The organism is Streptomyces sp. NPDC008086, assembly GCF_042957325.1.
Lineage (GTDB): Bacteria > Actinomycetota > Actinomycetes > Streptomycetales > Streptomycetaceae > Streptomyces.
Genome location: NZ_JBIBIA010000002.1, coordinates 110042 through 129593, shown reverse-complemented (window position 1 = coordinate 129593; position 19552 = coordinate 110042). Strand labels below are relative to the sequence as shown.

The following is a 19552-nucleotide window of genomic DNA, read 5'->3' as shown; positions in this document are numbered from 1 at the left end:
GGACCGAACCGGTGAACAAGAAGCTCACGGCCGCACTGTCCGGCGGTGCGGTGCTGGTGCTGGCGCTGACGGGATGCACGAGCGACGAGGGCAACCCGGAGCTGGACGCCTGGGCCAAGAAGATCTGTGACACGGCGCCGACGCAGAACGCGAAGATCGCCGCGGCCGACGCCGCGATCACCAAGGCCGCCAAGGACAGCCCGCCCGCGGAGCTCCAGAAGGTCGACGCCAAGGCGTTCGAGGACCTCGCCGAAGGCTTCAAGGCGCGCGCGACCCTCCTCGACAGCGCCGGAGCGCCCCCCGGGGTCGAGGACGGCGCGCAGAAGCAGCAGGACGCCATCAAGAAGCTCACCGCGCTCTCCGCGAGCTACGCCGACCTGAAGAAGCAGATGGACGGGCTCAACACCAAGGACCAGGCGAAGTTCGCCTCCGGGCTGAGCGACGTCGGCAAGGACATGAAGGACGTCGTGAGCCAGCGCAAGAGCGCGCTGGACGCGCTGAAGAAGCTGGAGTCGAGCGGCGACACCAAGCAGGCGCTGCTCAAGCAGGAGGGCTGCAAGCAGGCGGCCGCCTCCACGTCGGCCACCGACAGCTGACCCGCCTTCGGGGCGGGCGCGGGTCACAATGAGGGCGTGAGTGACTCCAGCCTGTCTGCCCTGCCCGCCTCCGACCGCCCCGATGTCGCCGCCCGGCTGCGGGAGGCCCTGCTAGCGGCCTCCTTCACCGCGGACGGGTTGCTCGAACTCCTCGGTGCGCCCGCGTACGCGGCGCTCGCCCGGAGCGAGACCGTGCCCGCGCTCCGGGCGACCCGGGGAGACGCCCCGCTCCAGGCGCTCGTACGCCTCTTCCTGCTGCAGCAACCCGTGCCGCACGCGCGCGTGGCGGACGTTCTGCCCGTCGACGCCTGCCTGGAGAGCGGGTGGCTGGTCCGGGCCGGCCGGGACTCCGACGACATCGCCGCGACCGTGGACGTCCGGCCGTACGGCGGGCCCGACGGCGAGGACTGGTTCATCGTGTCCGACCTCGGCTGCGCGGTCGGCGGAGCGGGCGGCATCGGCAGCAAGGACGAAGGGGTCGTCCTCGGCGTCGGCGGCGCCTCCACGACCCTCGCCGGCATCACCGTCCGTACGCCCGTCGCCGCCGCCCTCGACCTCGGCACCGGTTCCGGCATCCAGGCGCTGCACGCCGCGCAGCACGCCACGCGCGTGACGGCGACCGACCTCAACCCGCGTGCCCTGCACATCACCGCGCTCACCCTCGCGCTGTCCGGCGCCCCCGCCGCGGACCTGCGGGAGGGGTCGCTGTTCGAGCCGCTCAGGAACGGCGAGACGTACGACCTGATCGTCTCGAACCCGCCTTTCGTCATCTCGCCGGGCGCCCGGCTGACGTACCGCGACGGCGGGATGGGCGGGGACGATCTGTGCCGCTCGATCGTTCAAGGGGCTGGGGAGCGGCTGAACGAGGGCGGGTTCGCGCAGTTCCTCGCCAACTGGCAGCACGTGGAAGGGGAGGACTGGCAGGACAGGCTGCGGTCATGGGTGCCGCGCGGGTGCGACGCGTGGATCGTGCAGCGCGAGGTCCAGGACGTCACGCAGTACGCCGAGTTGTGGCTCCGGGACGCCGGTGACCACCGCGGCGACGTGGCCGAGTACCAGGCGCGGTACGACGCGTGGCTCGACGAGTTCGAGGCGCGCAAGGTCAAGGCCGTGGGCTTCGGGTGGATCACCCTGCGCAAGGCGTCGGCCGCCGTGCCCTCGATCACGGTGGAGGAGTGGCCGCACCCGGTCGAGCAGCCGCTCGGCGACACCGTCCTGGCGCACTTCGGCCGGCTCGACTATCTGCGTGCCCGCGACGACGCGGCGCTGCTGGAGGACCACTTCAGGCTCGTCGGCGAGGTCGTCCAGGAGCAGGTCGGGCTGCCGGGCGCCGAGGACCCCGAGCATGTGGTGCTGCGTCAGCATCGCGGCATGCGCCGGGCCACCCAGGTGGACACGGTCGGCGCGGGCTTCGCGGGCGTCTGCGACGGCACGCTGAGCGCGGGTCGCATCCTGGACGCGATCGCCCAGCTGATGGGCGAGGATCCGGTGGTGCTGCGCGACCGTACGCCCGCGCAGATTCGGCTGCTGGTGGAGCAGGGGTTCCTCGAACCGGCACGGTGACTTTGCCGGGGTTCCGCCGCTGAGGATCATGCTTCCGTCGGAAAGAAATGTGTCGCGTGACCGGGCTCGAGTACGTCGCCGAGCTGAAGGGCGACAAATTCAGACGATCTCCGGCGCTGGATGTGGCGTGGTTCGGCTACGGAGGTCCGTGAGGCCGTCGAGCCATGTGGGACTGCTGTGACCGCCTGGACCTCGGACCCGGGATTCCACAGCCGAGTCGGTCCGGCGCCGGCCCCGCGTCGGCCTCGAGTCGGTCCCGCGTTCACCCGGGGTTCGCCTGTGCGCCGCCCGCGCGTGACAGCCTCCCCGGGCTGGGCGCTCGCGGACGGGAGAAAAGGGGCAAGCGGAACCATGGAAAGTGGACCGGCGATCTTCGCCGGGGTCGTGTTCGCCCTGTTCGGAGGCGGGCTGCTGACGTGGACCGCGGTGCGGCTCCGGCAGCGTCTGCCCGTCGCCCAGGGTGTGAGTCCCGTCGCATCGGCGACCGTCGCGGGCCTTGTCTCGGTGATCGCGCTGATCCTCGGAACGTGGTGCTTCAACCGACTCTGAGAACCGCCCGCGAGCTGCGCGGCCGATATTTGGCAGGGCCTCTTCCGGAAAGGCTCGAAAAGGCCGGTGGGCACTCCGGGCGGCAGGAATGGCGGAAGTCGGGTTACCGTTCGAGTGGCCGTTGCGGGCTTTTCCCGTTTGACAACGGGGCGGGATGTACCGTCACACTCCGCAGCGTCACCACCACCCGACCCCGGGCCCAAGCGACCCCGGGGAGGTGCAGGCACGACCTCGCGCCGCCCGGCACGCACTCTCGCCGCACCGGCCGAAGGCCCTGGTAGCTCAGCTACGAGAGCCTTCATCCGGCACCGAGAGCACGCGTCGGCTGTGCACCCAGCCGCCGCAGCGGCCGGCGCGGGACCGCACCTGCACCTCCCCGGAGCCGTTTGACCCTGGGAAGGCCCAAGCGTCGACCGGAGAGAAGAGCGAAGTTGTCCCCGACCAGCGAGACCGCACAGGGCGGCCGCCGACTCGTCATCGTCGAGTCGCCTGCCAAGGCGAAGACGATCAAGGGCTACCTGGGCCCCGGCTACGTAGTCGAAGCGAGCGTCGGGCACATCCGCGACCTTCCCAACGGCGCCGCGGAGGTGCCCGAGAAGTACACCGGCGAGGTCCGCCGCCTCGGCGTCGACGTCGAGCACGACTTCGAGCCGATCTATGTCGTCAACGCCGACAAAAGGGCCCAGGTCAAGAAGCTCAAGGACCTGCTGAAGGATTCCGACGAGCTCTACCTCGCCACCGATGAGGACCGCGAGGGCGAGGCCATCGCGTGGCACCTCCAGGAAGTGCTCAAGCCCAAGGTCCCGGTCAAGCGGATGGTCTTCCACGAGATCACCAAGGCCGCGATCCAGGCCGCCGTGGCCAACCCGCGACAGCTCAACCAGAAGCTCGTCGACGCCCAGGAGACCCGCCGCATCCTCGACCGCCTCTACGGCTACGAGGTCTCGCCGGTCCTGTGGAAGAAGGTCATGCCGCGCCTGTCGGCCGGCCGTGTCCAGTCCGTCGCCACACGACTCGTCGTGGAGCGGGAACGCGAGCGCATCGCGTTTCGTTCTGCTGAGTACTGGGACCTGACGGGCACCTTCGCGACCGGCCGCGCGGGGGACTCGTCGGACCCGTCGTCGCTGGTCGCCCGCCTGCAGACCGTCGACGGCAGGCGAGTCGCGCAGGGCCGCGACTTCGACTCCCTGGGACAACTCAAGAGCGCGAACACCCTCCACCTCGACGAGGCCAACGCCCGCGCCCTCGCCGCCGCCCTGGAGCAGACGCGGTTCGCTGTCCGTTCCGTCGAGTCCAAGCCCTACCGCCGCTCGCCGTACGCCCCGTTCCGGACGACGACGCTGCAGCAGGAGGCCAGCCGCAAGCTCGGCTTCGGCGCGAAGGCCACCATGCAGGTCGCGCAGAAGCTGTACGAGAACGGCTACATCACGTACATGCGTACGGACTCCACGACGCTGAGCGACACCGCCGTCGCGGCCGCCCGCGCCCAGGTCACGCAGCTGTACGGCGCCGACTACCTGCCGTCCGCCCCGCGCACCTACGCCGGCAAGGTCAAGAACGCGCAGGAGGCGCACGAGGCGATCCGCCCCTCCGGCGACCGCTTCCGCACCCCCGCCGAGACCGGACTGACCGGCGACCAGTTCAAGCTGTACGAGCTGATCTGGAAGCGGACCGTCGCCTCCCAGATGAAGGACGCGACCGGTAACTCGGTCACCGTCAAGATCGGTGGCACCGCGGCCGACGGCCGGGACGTCGAGTTCAGCGCGTCCGGCAAGACGATCACCTTCCACGGCTTCCTGAAGGCCTACGTCGAGGGCGCCGACGACCCGAACGCCGAGCTGGACGACCGCGAGCGCCGGCTGCCCCAGGTCGCCGAGGGCGACAGCCTGACGGCCGAGGAGATCACGGTCGACGGGCACGCCACCAAGCCCCCGGCCCGCTACACCGAGGCCAGCCTCGTCAAGGAGCTCGAAGAGCGCGAGATCGGCCGCCCTTCGACGTACGCGTCGATCATCGGCACGATCCTCGACCGCGGCTATGTGTTCAAGAAGGGCACGGCACTCGTGCCGTCCTTCCTCTCCTTCGCCGTGGTCAACCTCCTGGAGAAGCACTTCGGGCGGCTCGTCGACTACGACTTCACCGCCAAGATGGAGGACGACCTCGACCGCATCGCCCGCGGCGAGGCCCAGTCCGTGCCGTGGCTGAAGCGGTTCTACTTCGGCGAGGGCACAGGCGAGGGCGGCGCGGCCGACGCCGGCAACGGCGACGGGGACCACCTCGGTGGCCTCAAGGAGCTGGTGACCGACCTGGGCGCGATCGACGCGCGCGAGGTGTCGTCGTTCCCGGTGGGCAACGACATCGTGCTGCGGGTCGGCCGCTACGGCCCGTACATCGAGCGCGGCGAGAAGGACACCGAGCAGCACCAGCGCGCCGACATCCCCGAGGACCTCGCGCCGGACGAGCTGTCCGTGGAGATGGCCGAGGAACTGCTGGCCAAGCCGAGCGGTGACTTCGAGCTGGGCACCGACCCGCAGACCGGCCACGCGATCGTCGCCAAGGACGGCCGCTACGGCCCGTACGTCACCGAGGTGCTCCCCGAGGGCACCCCGAAGACCGGCAAGAACGCGGTCAAGCCGCGCACGGCCTCGCTGTTCAAGTCGATGTCGCTCGACACAGTGACCCTCGAGGACGCCCTCAAGCTGATGTCGCTGCCCCGCGTCGTCGGCAAGGACGCGGAGGGCGTGGAGATCACCGCGCAGAACGGCCGCTACGGCCCGTATCTGAAGAAGGGCACGGACTCGCGGTCGCTGCAGACCGAGGAGCAGCTCTTCACGATCACGCTGGAGGAGGCCCAGGCGATCTACGCCCAGCCCAAGCAGCGTGGCCGCGCGGCCGCCAAGCCGCCGCTGAAGGAGCTGGGCACCGACCCGGTGAGCGAGAAGCCGGTCGTCGTCAAGGACGGTCGCTTCGGGCCGTACGTGACCGACGGGGAGACCAACGCGACCCTGCGCTCCGGTGACAGCGTCGAGACGATCACCCCGGAGCGCGGCTTCGAGCTGCTCGCCGAGAAGCGGGCCAAGGGCCCCGCCAAGAAGACGGCGAAGAAGGCCCCCGCGAAGAAGACGACCGCCAAGAAGGCCGCCCCGGCCAAGAAGACGGCCGCCAAGAAGACCGCGGCGAAGACGACGGCCGCGAAGAAGACGACGGCGAAGAAGACCACCGCGAAGAAGACGGCGGCTTCGAAGTCGGCGAGCGAGGACTGAGTCGGCCTCTTCCTGCGCCGAGTCGTCCAACCGGGCTCTTTCGGGGTCCGGTTGGGGGCGCGGTTCTTCACTTTCGGTTCGCAAAACGAACGCCTCGGCATCAGTTTGGTGTCGAGGCGTGCGTACGTTCGGGCGTGCGCGCCGGGCTGTCAGTGCGTCCCGATAGGCTGAAAGCATGACGCGAGCCGAGCAGCCAACGGCCCACCACCCCGCCCCCGACGACGCCCTGGTCGCGGACTCCCGCGAGCGTGCCGTCCGCGCCCTGCTGCGCCGACCGCAGCTCAAGCGGCTGTGGAGCGCGCAGTTGGTGGGCGGTGTCGGCGACATCCTCGCCCTCCTGGTGCTGGTCCTGCTGGCCCTTCAGGCGGCGATCGCCGAAGGGTCGTTCGGCGGTGGATACCGGGGCGTGGCGTTCGCAGTGGCGACCGTCTTCGGCGTGCGCATCCTCGCGACACTGCTCTTCGGCGCCGTACTCCTCGGCCCGCTGACATCGCTCACCTCCCAGGACGGCCCGCTCGACCGGCGCTGGACCATGGTCGGCGCGGACGGTCTGCGAGCCGCCCTGCTGATCGTCGCGCCCCTGTGGATCGACTGGACGCCGGACAACGCGCTGGCCGTCCTGCTGGTCACCGGCTTCGTCTCCGGCGTGGCCGAGCGCTTCTGGACGGTGTGCCGGGAGAGCGCGGCGCCTGCGCTGCTGCCGCCCCCGCCGCCCGAGGGCGCGACCGTGCGACCGCTGCCGGACCACATGGACGCCCTGCGCCGCCTGTCCCTGCGTACGGGCTTCGTGGCGATCCCCCTGGCCGCCGCCGCGCTCGTCGCCGCCGCGCTGCTCAACAACCTGCTCGGTACCGGACTCGACTGGTTCGACCAGCACCAGGCGGCCCTCGCCTCCTATGTCGCGGCCGGCCTGTTCGCCGCCTCCCTGTCCGTGCTGACCTTCCTGGAGCTGCCCGACACCCGTACCCCGCGCGCGCGGTCGCCGCTGGAGGGGCTGCGCCGGCCGAAGACCGGCTCGGGCGTCGACAAGGGACGTACCGGTGCGATCCCGCTGCTGGTGACGGCGTGCGCGGCCGTCGCCGGGGCCGTGTCCGCCGGTGTCGCGGTGGCCGTGCTGCACGCCAAGGACCTGGGCGGCGGCCCGGTGCTGTACGGCCTGCTGGTGCTCGCGCTGACCGGCGGTGTGGTCGTCGGCATCCGTACGGCGCCGTCCGTACTGCCCTCCCTGTCGCGGCGCCGGCTGCTGGCCCTGGCGATCGCCTTCACCGGCATCGCCCTGCTGGCCGCGGGACTCGTCCCGGACGTCACCACCGTGCTGCTGATCATCGCCCTGGCCGGGATCGGCGCGGGAATGGCCGCCAACACCGGGCACACCCTGCTCGACCAGGAGGCCGAGGAATTCCGGCGCCCGCGCACCACGGAGCACCTGCACGCGGTCGTACGCGTGTGTGTGGCGCTCGGCGCCGTGATCGCGCCGCTGGTGGCCGCGCTGATCGGGCCGCACCGCCTGGAGAGCGGCAAGTTCGTCTTCGCGCACGGCGGCGCGGCGTTCACGCTGATGCTGGCCGGGGCGCTGCTGCTCCCGGTTGCCGCACTGGTGCTGGCCAAGGTCGACGACCGTTCCGGTGTGCCGCTGCGCCAGGACCTGCGGGACGCGGTGCTCGGCGGGGACGACCCGGATCAGGTGCCCGCGACGTCCGGCTTCTTCATCGCCCTGGAGGGCGGCGACGGCGCCGGGAAGTCCACCCAGGCCGAGGCGCTCGCCGAGTGGATCCGCAGCAAGGGCCACGAGGTCGTCGTCACGCGCGAGCCGGGCGCGACGCCGGTCGGCAAGCGGCTGCGGTCGATCCTGCTGGACGTGTCGAGCGCGGGCCTGTCGCACCGAGCGGAGGCACTGCTGTACGCGGCGGACCGCGCGGAGCACGTCGACACGGTGGTCCGGCCCGCTCTGGAGCGCGGCGCCGTCGTCATCTCGGACCGCTACGTCGACTCCTCGGTCGCCTACCAGGGGGCGGGCCGCGACCTGTCCCCGACGGAGATCGCCCGGATCAACCGCTGGGCGACGAACGGACTGGCACCCCACCTGACCGTGCTGCTGGACGTCTCGCCGGAGATCGCCCGCGAGCGGTTCACCGAGGCGCCGGACCGGCTCGAGTCGGAGCCGGCGGAGTTCCACGCGCGCGTGCGCTCCGGTTTCCTGGCGCTGGCCGCGGCCGACCCCGGGCGCTACCTGGTGGTGGACGCGGGGCAGGAGCCCGAGGCGGTGACCACGGTCGTCCGGCACCGGCTCGACCAGATGCTGCCGCTGTCCGAGGCCGAGATCCAGGCCCAGGAAGAGGCTCGGCGCCAGGCCGAGGAGGAGGCCCGCCGCAAGGCCGAGGAAGAGGCCGCCCGCAAGGCCGAGGAGGAGCGCCTGGAGCGTGAGCGCCAGGAGCAGCTCGCCCGGCTGCGCGCCGAGGAGGAGGAGCGCAAGCGGCGCGAGCTGGAGGAGGCGCAGCGGCGCGAGGCCGAACGGCAGGCGGAGGAGGCCCGGCTGCGGGCCGAGGAAGCACACCGGCGGGCCGAGGAGGAGCGGCAGCGGCTCCTCGCGGAGGAGAAGGCGCGCGCCGAGGAGGAAGCGCGCCGCAAGGCCGAAGACGACCGCCGCCGCAAGCAGGCCGAGGAGGAGGCCCGACTGCGTGCCGAGGCGGAGGCGCTCCGCCTGGAGAAGCAGCGCAAGGCCGAGGAGGCTCTGCTGCGCGCCGAGGAGGCACGACGGCTCGCGGAGCAGGCGGCCGCGCAGGCCCAGGCCGGCCCGAGGCCGTCGGCGCCCGGCGCCACGACCACTCCCGGGGACGCGATGACCGTTCCCACGCCGGTGGTGACGCCGGGGAGCGTGCCGGGCGGGGCGGGCGCGGGGGCGTCGGACGAGACGACCGTGCTGCGGCCCGTACGCGACGAGGAGCCGCGGGAGACGGGCGGTGCGCCCTCTTCCGGGGACAGCGCCTCCGGAGGCGACCGTGCTCGTGGTGGCCGTGCTGCCGGGGTGTCGGAATCCGAGGTGACGACGAAGCTGCCGCAGCCGCCGGTGCCCGGGGCCGCGGACGACACGGCGGTGTTGCCGCCGGTGGTGCCGGGGGCCGCCGACGAGACCGCCGTGCTGCCGCCGGTCACTCCGGGGGCCGCCGACGAGACGGCGGTGCTGCCCGCCGTGTCGGGCGAGGACCGGACGGATCGGGGCCGGACGGATGGTGACCGGGCGGATCAGGTTCCGCCTGGGTACTTCCGCGAGGACGCCCGCGCCGAGGACCGTACGCGCGAGATGCCCCAGGTCGACGAGACGGGGACGCCGCGGCGCAGGGCTCGGTCCGACTGGGCCGAGGAGACCCCGCTGGACGATCTGCCCACGCTGGCCGACGAACTGCTGGGCCCGCACGAGGACGAGTACGACGAGGACGGGGGCCGGGGTCGGGGCCGCAGGCGTTGAGGCCCGGCTCGGCAGGGCCGCTCGTCGGCTCTGCCTGCTCCTGCCGCCGTGCCGCACGCTTCGGCGTCGGTGCTGCCGCTTGCTCCGGCTTCCGTGCCGCTTGCTCCGGCCTTCGTGTCACCTGCTCCGGCTTCCGTGCCGCTTGCTCCGGCCTTCGTGTCACCTGCTCCGGCCTCCGTGCCACCTGCTCCGGAACGCGTACCGCCGGTCCTGCCACCCGTGCCCGTTGCGACGCCCGTCGCCCGGTCCGGCACTCGTTGTCAGTGCTGCCCCGCACAATGGATCCCGCACCGCGAAATGTGAACGAAGGGCGGCGGGACCCATGAGCGTGTGGGACGACCTGGTGGGGCAGGCCAGGGTGAGCGAGCAGTTGGATGCCGCCGCGCGGGACGCCGATGCCCTCGTCACCGCCGCTGCCGCCGACGCGCCGCCCCCCGAGGCGTCCAAGATGACCCACGCCTGGCTGTTCACCGGCCCGCCCGGCGCGGGCCGGAACCAGACGGCGCGGGCCTTCGCCGCCGCGCTCCAGTGCGTCAGCCCCGACCGGGCGCTGGGCGGCGCCCCCGGATGCGGGTTCTGCGACGGGTGCCATACGGCGCTCGTCGGCACGCACGCCGACGTCACCACCGTGGCCGCCGTCGGCAGCCAGATCCTCGCCGACGACATGCGGGACACGGTCCGCAAGTCGTTCACCTCGCCGGCGAACGGCCGCTGGCAGATCATCCTCGTCGAGGACGCCGAACGGCTGAACGAGAAGTCGGCCAACGCCGTCCTGAAGGCGGTCGAGGAGCCCGCTCCCCGCACGGTCTGGCTGCTCTGCGCCCCCTCCATCGAGGACGTCCTGCCGACCATCCGCTCCCGCTGCCGCCACCTGAACCTGAGCACGCCCTCCGTCGACGCCGTCGCCGACATGCTCGTACGGCGCGAGGGCATCGAGCCCGAGGTCGCCGCCGCCGCGGCCCGCGCCACCCAGGGCCACGTCGACCGGGCCCGCCGCCTGGCCACCGACCCGGCCGCCCGCGAGCGCCGGGCCGCCGTCCTCAAGCTGCCCCTCCGGCTCGGCGACATCGGCGGCTGCCTCAGGGCCGCGCAGGAGCTCGTGGACGCCGCGGCCGAGGACGCCAAGCAGCTCGCCGAGGAGATCGACGTCAAGGAGACCGAGGAGCTGAAGGCGGCGCTGGGCGCGGCCCAGGGCGGCCGGATGCCGCGCGGCACGGCGGGCGTGATGAAGGATCTGGAGGACAAGCAGAAACGGCGCCGTACGCGGACGCAGCGCGACAGCCTCGACCTCGCGCTGACCGACCTCACCGCCTTCTACCGCGACGTCCTCGCCCTCCAACTGGGCTCCCGAGTGGCTCTCGCCAACACCGACGCCGAGGACGCCCTGGAGCGTCTGGCCCGCGACAGCGTCCCGGAGTCCACCCTGCGCCGGATCGAGGCCGTCGCCGCCTGCCGTGACGCCCTCGACCGCAATGTGGCGCCGCTGCTGGCGGTGGAGGCGATGACCATGGCGCTGAGAGCGGGCTGAGCGGGCGGGCTGAGAGGGCAGGCTGAGCCGGGCTGAGCCGGACGGGATCCGGGGCGCGGGAGTCGTCCACAGATGATCAACAGGAGGTTGACCATGTAACACGTACGAGCCGTGGCGTGCACGCACAGCATCCAGACGGCTGCGCAGAGTTACGCTCGCCTGATGTACACCAGGCGCAGCTCTCCAGTAGGCCCAGCCCCGAGTCCCAGTGGGCAGGGCCCTCGCAACCGTCGTGGACAGGGCCCACGCAACCATCGATCGAACGTCCGGCGAACCGGCACGATCGGCGCCCTCCTCACCGCCGCCGCGCTGCTCGTCTCCGCCTGCACCTCCGGCGGTGTGACGACGGCCGGCGCGACGAAGTCGGGGGCCCCGGCGGCCGGGGCGGCACTGGCCGCGCTGCCACGGGCGACGCCGACCGCGCTCGCGCCGTACTACGCGCAGAAGCTGACCTGGCGCAGCTGCGGGGTGCCCGGCTTCCAGTGCGCCACCATGAAGGCACCGCTCGACTACACGAAGCCGGACGCCGGGGACGCCCGCCTCGCCGTGGCCCGCAAGAAGGCGACGGGTCCGGGCAAGCGGCTCGGTTCGCTGCTCGTGAACCCGGGCGGCCCCGGCGGCTCGGCGATCGGCTACCTCCAGCAGTACGCGGGGATCGGCTACCCGGCCGAGGTGCGCGCCCAGTACGACATGGTCGCGGTCGACCCGCGCGGCGTGGCGCGCAGCCAGCCCGTCGAATGCCTCGACGGCCGGGCGATGGACGCGTACACGCAGACGGACTTCACGCCCGACGACGCCAAGGAGACGGGGCGGCTCGTCGACGCGTACAAGAAGTTCGCGGAGGGCTGCGGCGCGGACGCGGCGGGCCTGCTCCGGCACGTCTCCACCACCGAGGCGGCCCGGGACATGGACATCCTGCGCGCGGTGCTCGGGGACGAGAAGCTGACGTACGTGGGCGCCTCGTACGGCACCCTGCTCGGGGCGACGTACGCCGGACTCTTCCCGGGCCGGGTGGGCCGGCTGGTCCTGGACGGCGGGATGGACCCGTCCCTGCCCGCCCGCCGGTTGAACCTCGACCAGACGGCGGGCTTCGAGACGGCGTTCCAGGCGTTCGCCCGGGACTGCGTGCACCACCGGGACTGCCCGCTGGGCACGAAGGTGAGCGACGTCGGCGGGAAGCTCGCGGCCTTCTTCCGGAAGCTGGACGCACGCCCCATCCCGACCGGTGACGCGGACGGCCGCGAGCTCGGCGAATCCCTCGCCACCACCGGCGTGATCGCGGCGATGTACGACGAGGGCGCCTGGCAGCATCTGCGTGACGCGCTGTCCGCGGCGATGCGGGAGAACGACGGGGCGGGCCTCCTCGCCCTCTCCGACAGCTACTACGAGCGCGACGGCGAGGGCCGCTACGCGAACCTGATGTTCGCCAACGCGGCGGTGAACTGCCTGGACCTGCCGCCGGCCTTCGCCACACCCGACGAGGTCCGCAAGTCCCTCCCCGCCTTCGAGAAGGCCTCCCCCGTCTTCGGCGAGGGCCTCGCCTGGGCCACCCTGAACTGCGCGTACTGGCCCGTGGCGCCCACCGGCGAGCCGCACCGCATCGAGGCGGCGGGCGCGGCCCCGATCGTCGTGGTCGGCACCACCCGCGACCCGGCGACCCCCTACCGCTGGGCCCAGGCCCTCTCGCGCCAGCTCACCTCCGCCCGCCTCCTCACCTACGACGGCGACGGCCACACGGCGTACGGGCGCGGGAGCACGTGTATCGACCGGACGATCAACACGTATCTCCTGCGGGGGACGCCGCCGACTCGGGACAAGCGGTGCTGAGGGTTGTGACGGACTGCGGGTCCTGACGGCCGCCGCTGCCAGCGGGCCCTGAATGCGGCCGCCGACAGCCGCTCTGAACTGCCCCGGAGCACCTCGCTCCGGGGCGCCGGGGCGGGGCCCGGGAGGGCTGGGAGTGCGCCCGGGAGGGCCCGGGAGGGGTTGGTACGGAGCGCCTCCGAAACTGTGTAGACTTACCGACGTTGCTGATCGCACCATAGTGCGGACAGCGCGCCGCCTTAGCTCAGATGGCCAGAGCAACGCACTCGTAATGCGTAGGTCTCGGGTTCGAATCCCGAAGGCGGCTCCGAGAAACCCTGGGACTCACTCGCCGTGACCTGGGGTTTTTCCTTGCCAAGAGTGAGGCGAGCCGGTCGGCAAGAGGTCAGCGAGAATTAAATCCTGGTCGCACGCTCAATGGGGGCCCGGAGGCGGCGGCCAGCTGGACGAGTGAAAGAGAGTGCGGGGCCCGATACGGGCGAGAGCGCAAGCAGGAGACGCGGCGGCGGATCATCGAGTCGGCTGGGCGTCGGTTCAAGAGCGACGGGATCGACGGTTCGGAGATCGCCGCGCTGATGGCCTGATGCCGGTCGCTCTTGTGGGGGCTGGACACGATTCGCCCCGCCCCCGGCGGCTGTCAGAACATCGTGTTGTCGTTGGCGGCGGTCTCGGGCACGGCCTGTTCGGAGCTCCAGTGCTCGACGATCCTGGCATCGCGGACCCGGAAGAGGTCGATGACCGACCGGCCACGCTCGCCCGGCGTGTCGACGTAGTGGCTGTGCACGGCGACCAGGTCGCCTTCGGCGATGACGCGTTTCGGTGTGACACTCGACTGCGGGAACTTGTCGAAGTAGCTGCCCAGGTCGGCCTTGAGGCCGGCCGCGCCGTCGGAGATGGTCGGGCTGTGTTCGTGGTAGTCGGCGCCGACGTAGGCGTCGATGGCGGTCAGGTCCTTGCGGACCAGCAGCTGGTCGACGAACGCGGTGACCAGTTCCTTGTGGTAGGCGGTGAACCAGCGCTGCCCGACCGCGTCGGTCTGCGGCTCGCTGAGCGTGGCGAACATGTCGTTGCCGTTGGCAGTGCTGGCCGGCACTTCCTGAATGACGTCCCAGTGCTCGGCGATCTTGCCGTCCTGGAAGCGGAACAGGTCGAACACGGCCAGACCCTCGGTGCCCGGCACCATGACGTAGCGGGAGTGCAGCAGCACCAGATCGCCGTCGGTGATGATCCGGCGGGGCTCGAAGGCGGCCTGCGGGAACTGCTGTCGCATGGCGCCGCTGAAGTTCTTGAGGGCGTCGGCTCCGTCGGGCGCCAGGGGGTTGTGCTGGATGTAGGAATCGGGCCGCACGACCCGATCGACGATGGCCGTGTCGCCGAGGACGAACACGTCATGCAGCAGTTGCTTGGCAAGTTGTGCCTTGCTGTCTCGGACAGTCAGCACGATCTTGCCGGTGGTGCGGCCGGTCTCGCCGAGCGTGTGCGCCTTCGCGGCCTCGGCGAGCGGGAAGGTGGCGTCGATGTGGGCGCGCAGTGCGCCGGTCTCGACGAGGGCGGCGATGGCCTGCATGCCGGCGTGGTCGGCCTCGACCAGCAGCGACTCGTAGCGGATCCCCCGCTCGGCGATCGCCGCCAGTTCGCCGGCGTCGACGGGTACCGGAAGGATCGAGACGAGGGTGCCGCCCGGGCGCAGCACGGCCACGGATCGGGCGCGGGCGGCGGGGTCACGGGAGATCGGGTCGAGGACCACGTCGATGTCGCTGAGCACCTCGGTGAAGTCGACGCTGTGGTAATCGATGACCTCGTCGGCACCGAGGGATCGCAGGAAGTCGTGTTTGGCGGCGCTGGCGGTGCCGATCACGTACGCGCCGCGGGCCTTGGCGATCTGCACGGCGAGGTGACCGACGCCGCCGGCCGCCGCGTGGATCAGGACTCGCTGCCCGGTCCGGACGCCGGCGGTGTCGACCAGTGCCTGGTAGGCGGTCAGCGCGGCCAGCGGCAGCGCACCCGCCTGGACGTGGTCGATGCCGGCGGGCTTGTGCGTGAAGACGCGGGCCGGCCCGGTCACGTACTCGGCGTGCGAGCCGACTCCGCCCGGGTAGGGCAGCATGCCGAAGACCTCGTCGCCGGGCTTGAACAGGGTGACGCCCACGCCGACGGCCTCGACGACGCCGGAGACGTCCCAGCCGAGCACCAGCGGCAGCCGGGCGATGGTCGCGGACTGGGCACGGTTCCCCCAGTCGGTCGGGTTGACCCCGGCCGCGTGGACGGCTACCAGGATCTCGCTCACCCCTGGCGCCGGTTTGGGCAGCAGGGTCTCCTGCAGTACGTCGGGGGCGCCGTAGGTGTCCTGGCTGATGGCTCGCATGGTCTCGGTGTCCGTCATGGGCCCAGCCTGGCCGCCGTCACGGGCCCCTACAATGGCACGATCGCCAATTTTCGACGGGATCCTGCCATGATCAAGGTGCACCGCGTCGTTGTCCTCGCCTCGCACGGGGTGTACCCGTTCGACCTGGGCATTCCCCACCGCGTCTTCGGCGCCGCGGACGGCCGCTACGAGGTCGTGACCTGCAGCATCGACGGTCACCCGGTGCGCACCAACGCGGACTTCTCCATCAGCGTCGATCATGGCCCGGAGGCGTTGCGCACCGCCGACACCGTCATCATCGCGCCGTTCCACACCGGCAACCCCCGCCGTCAGACGTCGGTCGACCTGGCGCAAGTCCTCGCGTACGTGGCCCCCGGCACCCGGATCGTGTCGACCTGCACCGGCGCCTTCGTGCTGGCCGCGGCGGGGCTGCTCGACGGGCACCGGGCCACCACGCACTGGCACGCCACAGGCCTCTTCCGGGAGTGGTACCCGCAGGTGGAACTCGACCCGAACGTCCTGTTCGTCGACGAAGGCGACGTGCTGACCTCGGCCGGTGCCGCTGCCGGCATCGATGTCTGCCTGCACCTTGTCCGCAAGGACCACGGCAGCGAGATCGCCAACCGTGTGGCCCGCACCTGCGTCGTCCCCCCGTGGCGCGACGGAGGCCAGGCGCAGTACATCGAACACCCGGTCCCCGACGCAACGGCGAACGACACGTCCGCCGCCCGGCAGTGGGCGCTGCAGAACCTGCACAAGCCGCTGACGCTGAGCGACCTTGCAGAGCAGTCGAACATGAGCCAGCGCACCTTCGCCCGCCGCTTCAAAGAAGAAGTCGGCTTGAGCCCCGGACGCTGGCTCATCCAGCAACGCGTCGACCGGGCCCGGCAGTTGCTGGAATCCACCGACCTGCCGGTCGACGAGGTCGCCGGCCAGGTCGGCTTCGCCGGCGGCACCTCGCTGCGCGAACACCTGCACGCCGCTATCGGCGTCACACCACTGGCCTACCGGCGGACCTTCCGAGGCGCACCGTCAACGAGCCGTGCCGCCGCGGCGGATGCTCGGCGGGACGGGCAAGCATGTCGCCCTGGACCGTAACTCGATCGTCGTGAACAACGCCGGTGTCGCCAACAGCAACCTCCCCCTCTCCGCGTCGCTCGATATCGCGCGCAGCGAGCTTGAGGTGAACTACTTCGGGCTCATCTCCATGACGCAAGCGTTCGCCCCGGTCGTGGCGGCCCACGGCGGCGGTGCCTTCGTCAACATGCTCTCGGTCGCCTCGTGGGCGGCGTACCCCGTAGCCGCAACGTACGGCGCGTCGAAGGCAGCCGCGTGGAGCTACACCAACGCCGCCAGGCAGCAGCTCAAGACGCAGGGGACCGAAGTCGTCGCCGTCCACGTCGGGCCGGTCGACACCGACATGCAGGCCGGCTTCGACGTCCCCAAGACCCCGCGACCGACGTGGCCCGCAGCGCCCTGGACCTGCTGGAGGCAGGTCGGCCCGAGGCCATCGTCGACGAGATGAGCCGCAACGTGAAGTCCACGCTGCACGACGACCGGGCCCTGCTGTACCCGGCCATCGAGGCGCAGCTCGCCGCGCAACTGGGCGACTGACTCACGGGAATTCCGGTGCCAAGGTCGAGTCCGCGGTACTCAGCTTGAGAGCAGACGCGTGTCGGTATCGCGCCAGGCGAGATGCCGGCCCGGCCCGGGCCCGGGCATGCAGCGGCGGTCTTGCCGGACTTCGCGGCTGCTGATCACGAACACGCGGCGACTGGCTCGGCCGATGGCGACGTTGAGGAGGTTCGGGCGTCCGGTGGCCCGTCCGAAACGGCGCCTGGGAGGAGCTTCGGCGCATGGTGTCGGGAGCCACAAAGCGGGTCCGCCGATGCTGTCAGGGCTTCGTGCGCGCGGTATCTGTCCGGTACTCGCTCGGGCTGACGCCGTGCTCCCTCTTGAACGCGGCGCTGAGGGAGAAGGCGTTGGAGAAGCCGACGCGGTCCGCTACCTCGGTGAGTGTCGCCCCGGGGGCGCGCAACAGGTCGGCGGCCAGGGCCAGGCGCCTTTCCCGTAGGTAGGTCATGGGCGGCTGTCCGACCAGGGCGGTGAAGCGCCGGGCCAGGTTCGCTCGTGACGCGCCTGCCTCGGCTGCCAGGGCAGGCAGTGTCCAGGGGTGTGCGGGGTTGGTTTGCAGCAGGCGCAGGGCGGGGCCGACCGCGGGGTCGCTGTGGGCCCGGTACCAGGTGGGGGCCTGAGCGCCGGGGCGGGTGAACCAGGCGCGCAGGGCGGTGATGAGCATCAGGTCCAGCGTCCGGTCCAGGAGGATCTGCTGCCCGGGCTCCTCGCGGGTGATCTCCTCGAAGGTCGTCGGGCTGACGGGGCAGGCGCCCACGTTCGCCTCGATGACGGCCAGGGGCGGCAGGGCGGCGAGCAGCCGGCCCGGAGTGCCGCAGTCCACGGTGTACAGGCCGCTCAGCAGGAGCGTGCTGTCCGCCCCTGCCGTGTCCCAGGTGCCGGCATCCGGAACTTGCGCGTCGACCAGTTCCTCGCCCTGCGCGGGCGTGCAGCGGCCGTCAGGACGGATCATCATGTCGGGTTCGGTGGCCGGGGCATTCGCGATCACATACGGTGCGCCCCCGCACAGCACGGCGACATCACCGGGACCGAGCCGGACCGGGGCGCCGCCCTGTGGGGTGATCCAGGCGGAACCGTGCAGGAGGACCGCGAGGGCCAGCGGTGAGCCGTCCTCGAAGCGCATCGCCCAGGAGCCGCTCAGGGAGGACTGGTTGAAGATCGCGCCACTGGTCCGTACCCCGTTCAGGAGATCCGTCAGCGGATCCGTGCTGGTCAGTCCCAGGGGGCCATCCATGCCGGTCAGCGTAGACGAACGAGTATGGACCTGAGCCTGCACGGCATGGCCGGGGCCAACGGTGACTGGTTCAGTTGAATCCATGAACGACGAGACGATCCTGGTGACCGGCGCTACGGGCAAGACCGGCCGCCGAGTTGTGCGGCTGCTTCAGGAGCGTGGCGTGGCAGTCCGCGCGGCCTCTCGCACCGGTACGCCGCCCCTCGACTGGACGGACCGGAGCACGTGGGAGCCGGTCATGCGGGGTGTGACCGCGATGTACCTGGTCGTCTCCGACCTCGGCAGCCCGCAGGCCGCGGAGACTCTTGGCACGTTCGCCCGGCGGGCCGCGGCGGCCGGGGTCCAGCGCGCGGTGCTGCTGTCCATGCCCGAGGGCGGGGGCCCGGACCGCGAGTCCGTACGTGCCGCAGAGCGGGCGCTGGAACACGCGGGCCTGGAGTGGACTGTGCTGCGGCCGCGGTGGTTCTTCCAGAACTTCAGCGAAGATTTCCTGCGCCACCCCGTGTTGGGTGGTGAGGTACGGCTGCCGGCCGGGGACGGCAAGGAGGCGTTCGTCGATGCCGAGGACATCGCCGAGGTGGCGGTCGCCGCGCTCACCGAGGCCGGGCACGCCGGGTGGTACTACGAGCTCAGCGGCCCTCGGTTGATGTCCTTCCGGGATGCGGTCGAGGAAATCGCTCGGGCCACCGGCCGCGACCTTCGCTACGTGTCGCTGACCCCGGAGGCGTACGCGGACGAGCAGCGCGCTCAGGGAGTGCCCGAGGAGTGGGTGCACCTGTCGGTCGGTCTGTACGAGTACGTCCGTTCCGGCGGCCTCGCCACACTCAGCGATGGTGTGCAGCGTTCGTTGGGCCGGTCTCCGCGGGACTTTTCCGACTACGTCAGGGCCGCCGCCCAGCAGGGCGTCTGGAACCCCTGACCTTCCCGAGCTCGCCACGCAGGTACTGCCGTGCCCGGCCCGTCAGGTGGTCGGCGGTGGCCACAGCCGCAGGCGCCCGATGCCGGCAACTGGTGTCGTTCGAGGGGCGACTGGCCACTTGGCGACGCGAACCCCATCCGTGCTCGGGCGCTGTAGGACCCTTGCCGCCGGGCCAGGCTGTAGCTGAGCGGCATGGTGAGTTCGGGGTCGGCTGCCTGTCCAGCATCAGTCCGCCGTTTTGCCCAACCAGGCGCCACGCCGAACCGCAGTCGACCGGTCCCGGCTGCGGCGGTTGCCGTGGTGGAAGTGAGCTGCGTCGGCACCCTCTCGTGCGGGGGCTGTCTGGACGGCGTACGAAAGCCTGCCACCGAACTGCCGATCCGCCGTGCGTGGATCTCTTCGACAGCGGACATCAAGGGGCGGTGTTTCCGCCCGGCAGCCACTCAGCCCGGCCCTCCACTCCCTCGAACACGGTGCGGTGTGGGTACTTACAACGACACGGCCACCGTCACCGACGTCAAGGCCCGGCCTCGCCGTGACGGTCGGCCTTCCAGGTTTCTTCGTTGTTCGGGTGAAGTCTGTTTTCCGCGCCCCCTTCGCCATCTGGAGT

11 protein-coding genes, 1 tRNA gene and 2 pseudogenes are annotated in these 19552 nt (G+C 71.5%); 11 read left to right on the top strand and 3 right to left on the bottom strand.

Annotated features, from left to right (window positions below):
• The first annotated feature begins 11 nt into the window (after positions 1–11).
• The 8 genes from ACFZBP_RS06525 to ACFZBP_RS06490 all read left to right on the top strand — a co-directional run bounded on the left by ACFZBP_RS06525 (position 12) and on the right by ACFZBP_RS06490 (position 13096).
• On the top strand, positions 12–596 hold the full coding sequence (locus ACFZBP_RS06525) for a small secreted protein (RefSeq protein ID WP_383449447.1): 585 nt from the start codon (positions 12–14) through the stop codon (positions 594–596).
• A gap of 36 nt (positions 597–632) precedes the next feature.
• Positions 633–2159: a methyltransferase gene (locus ACFZBP_RS06520; protein ID WP_383449448.1), complete on the top strand. Its 1527-nt coding sequence runs from the start codon at positions 633–635 to the stop codon at positions 2157–2159.
• A 351-nt stretch (positions 2160–2510) separates the two neighbouring features.
• Positions 2511–2708: a hypothetical protein gene (locus ACFZBP_RS06515; protein WP_391410564.1), complete on the top strand. Its 198-nt coding sequence runs from the start codon at positions 2511–2513 to the stop codon at positions 2706–2708.
• A 431-nt stretch (positions 2709–3139) separates the two neighbouring features.
• Entirely contained in the window at positions 3140–5971 is a 2832-nt protein-coding gene (gene topA, locus ACFZBP_RS06510; RefSeq protein WP_383449450.1) for a type I DNA topoisomerase, read from the top strand.
• A 175-nt stretch (positions 5972–6146) separates the two neighbouring features.
• Positions 6147–9437, top strand: a complete 3291-nt coding sequence (tmk, locus tag ACFZBP_RS06505; RefSeq protein ID WP_391410561.1) for a dTMP kinase — start codon at positions 6147–6149, stop codon at positions 9435–9437.
• 322 nt (positions 9438–9759) lie between these two features.
• On the top strand, positions 9760–10965 hold the full coding sequence (locus tag ACFZBP_RS06500; RefSeq protein ID WP_391410559.1) for a DNA polymerase III subunit delta': 1206 nt from the start codon (positions 9760–9762) through the stop codon (positions 10963–10965).
• A 162-nt stretch (positions 10966–11127) separates the two neighbouring features.
• A complete protein-coding gene (locus tag ACFZBP_RS06495; RefSeq protein ID WP_391410557.1) occupies positions 11128–12792 on the top strand; it encodes an alpha/beta fold hydrolase in 1665 nt (554 codons plus the stop codon).
• Between the two features lie 230 nt (positions 12793–13022).
• Positions 13023–13096: transfer RNA gene (locus tag ACFZBP_RS06490), tRNA-Thr, on the top strand.
• 330 nt (positions 13097–13426) lie between these two features.
• Here the strand turns inward: ACFZBP_RS06490 and ACFZBP_RS06485 are convergent.
• Both ACFZBP_RS06485 and ACFZBP_RS06480 read right to left on the bottom strand, forming a co-directional pair.
• Positions 13427–14185, bottom strand: a pseudogene (locus ACFZBP_RS06485) (nuclear transport factor 2 family protein); the annotation flags it as partial.
• Between the two features lie 33 nt (positions 14186–14218).
• A pseudogene (locus ACFZBP_RS06480) lies at positions 14219–15154 on the bottom strand (NADP-dependent oxidoreductase); the annotation flags it as partial.
• Positions 15155–15241: 87 nt separating this feature from the next.
• On the opposite strand from ACFZBP_RS06480, the gene ACFZBP_RS06475 reads away from it, so the two are divergent.
• Entirely contained in the window at positions 15242–16252 is a 1011-nt protein-coding gene (locus ACFZBP_RS06475) for a helix-turn-helix domain-containing protein (RefSeq protein WP_391410555.1), read from the top strand.
• Positions 16253–16262: 10 nt separating this feature from the next.
• Positions 16263–16679 (top strand): SDR family NAD(P)-dependent oxidoreductase, encoded by a 417-nt coding sequence (locus ACFZBP_RS06470; RefSeq protein ID WP_391410552.1) that lies wholly within the window; start codon positions 16263–16265, stop codon positions 16677–16679.
• Positions 16680–17048: 369 nt separating this feature from the next.
• On the opposite strand, the gene ACFZBP_RS06465 is transcribed toward ACFZBP_RS06470, so the two are convergent.
• A complete protein-coding gene (locus ACFZBP_RS06465; RefSeq protein ID WP_391410550.1) occupies positions 17049–18023 on the bottom strand; it encodes a cupin domain-containing protein in 975 nt (324 codons plus the stop codon).
• Between the two features lie 82 nt (positions 18024–18105).
• On the opposite strand from ACFZBP_RS06465, the gene ACFZBP_RS06460 reads away from it, so the two are divergent.
• Positions 18106–18942 carry an NAD(P)H-binding protein gene (locus tag ACFZBP_RS06460; RefSeq protein ID WP_391410548.1) on the top strand — a complete coding sequence of 279 codons (837 nt, stop codon included), beginning with the start codon at positions 18106–18108 and terminating at the stop codon, positions 18940–18942.
• The last annotated feature ends 610 nt before the right edge of the window (positions 18943–19552 follow it).

What these genes read in the sequence shown, in the direction of transcription:
- ACFZBP_RS06515 (WP_391410564.1), top strand. Translation starts at nt 2,511, where the DNA reads ATGGAAAGTGGACCGGCGATCTTCGCCGGGGTCGTGTTCGCCCTGTTC.
- tmk (WP_391410561.1), top strand. Translation starts at nt 6,147, where the DNA reads ATGACGCGAGCCGAGCAGCCAACGGCCCACCACCCCGCCCCCGACGAC.
- ACFZBP_RS06500 (WP_391410559.1), top strand. Translation starts at nt 9,760, where the DNA reads ATGAGCGTGTGGGACGACCTGGTGGGGCAGGCCAGGGTGAGCGAGCAG.
- ACFZBP_RS06495 (WP_391410557.1), top strand. Translation starts at nt 11,128, where the DNA reads ATGTACACCAGGCGCAGCTCTCCAGTAGGCCCAGCCCCGAGTCCCAGT.
- ACFZBP_RS06475 (WP_391410555.1), top strand. Translation starts at nt 15,242, where the DNA reads ATGATCAAGGTGCACCGCGTCGTTGTCCTCGCCTCGCACGGGGTGTAC.
- ACFZBP_RS06465 (WP_391410550.1), bottom strand. Translation starts at nt 18,023, where the DNA reads ATGGATGGCCCCCTGGGACTGACCAGCACGGATCCGCTGACGGATCTC.
- ACFZBP_RS06460 (WP_391410548.1), top strand. Translation starts at nt 18,106, where the DNA reads ATGAACGACGAGACGATCCTGGTGACCGGCGCTACGGGCAAGACCGGC.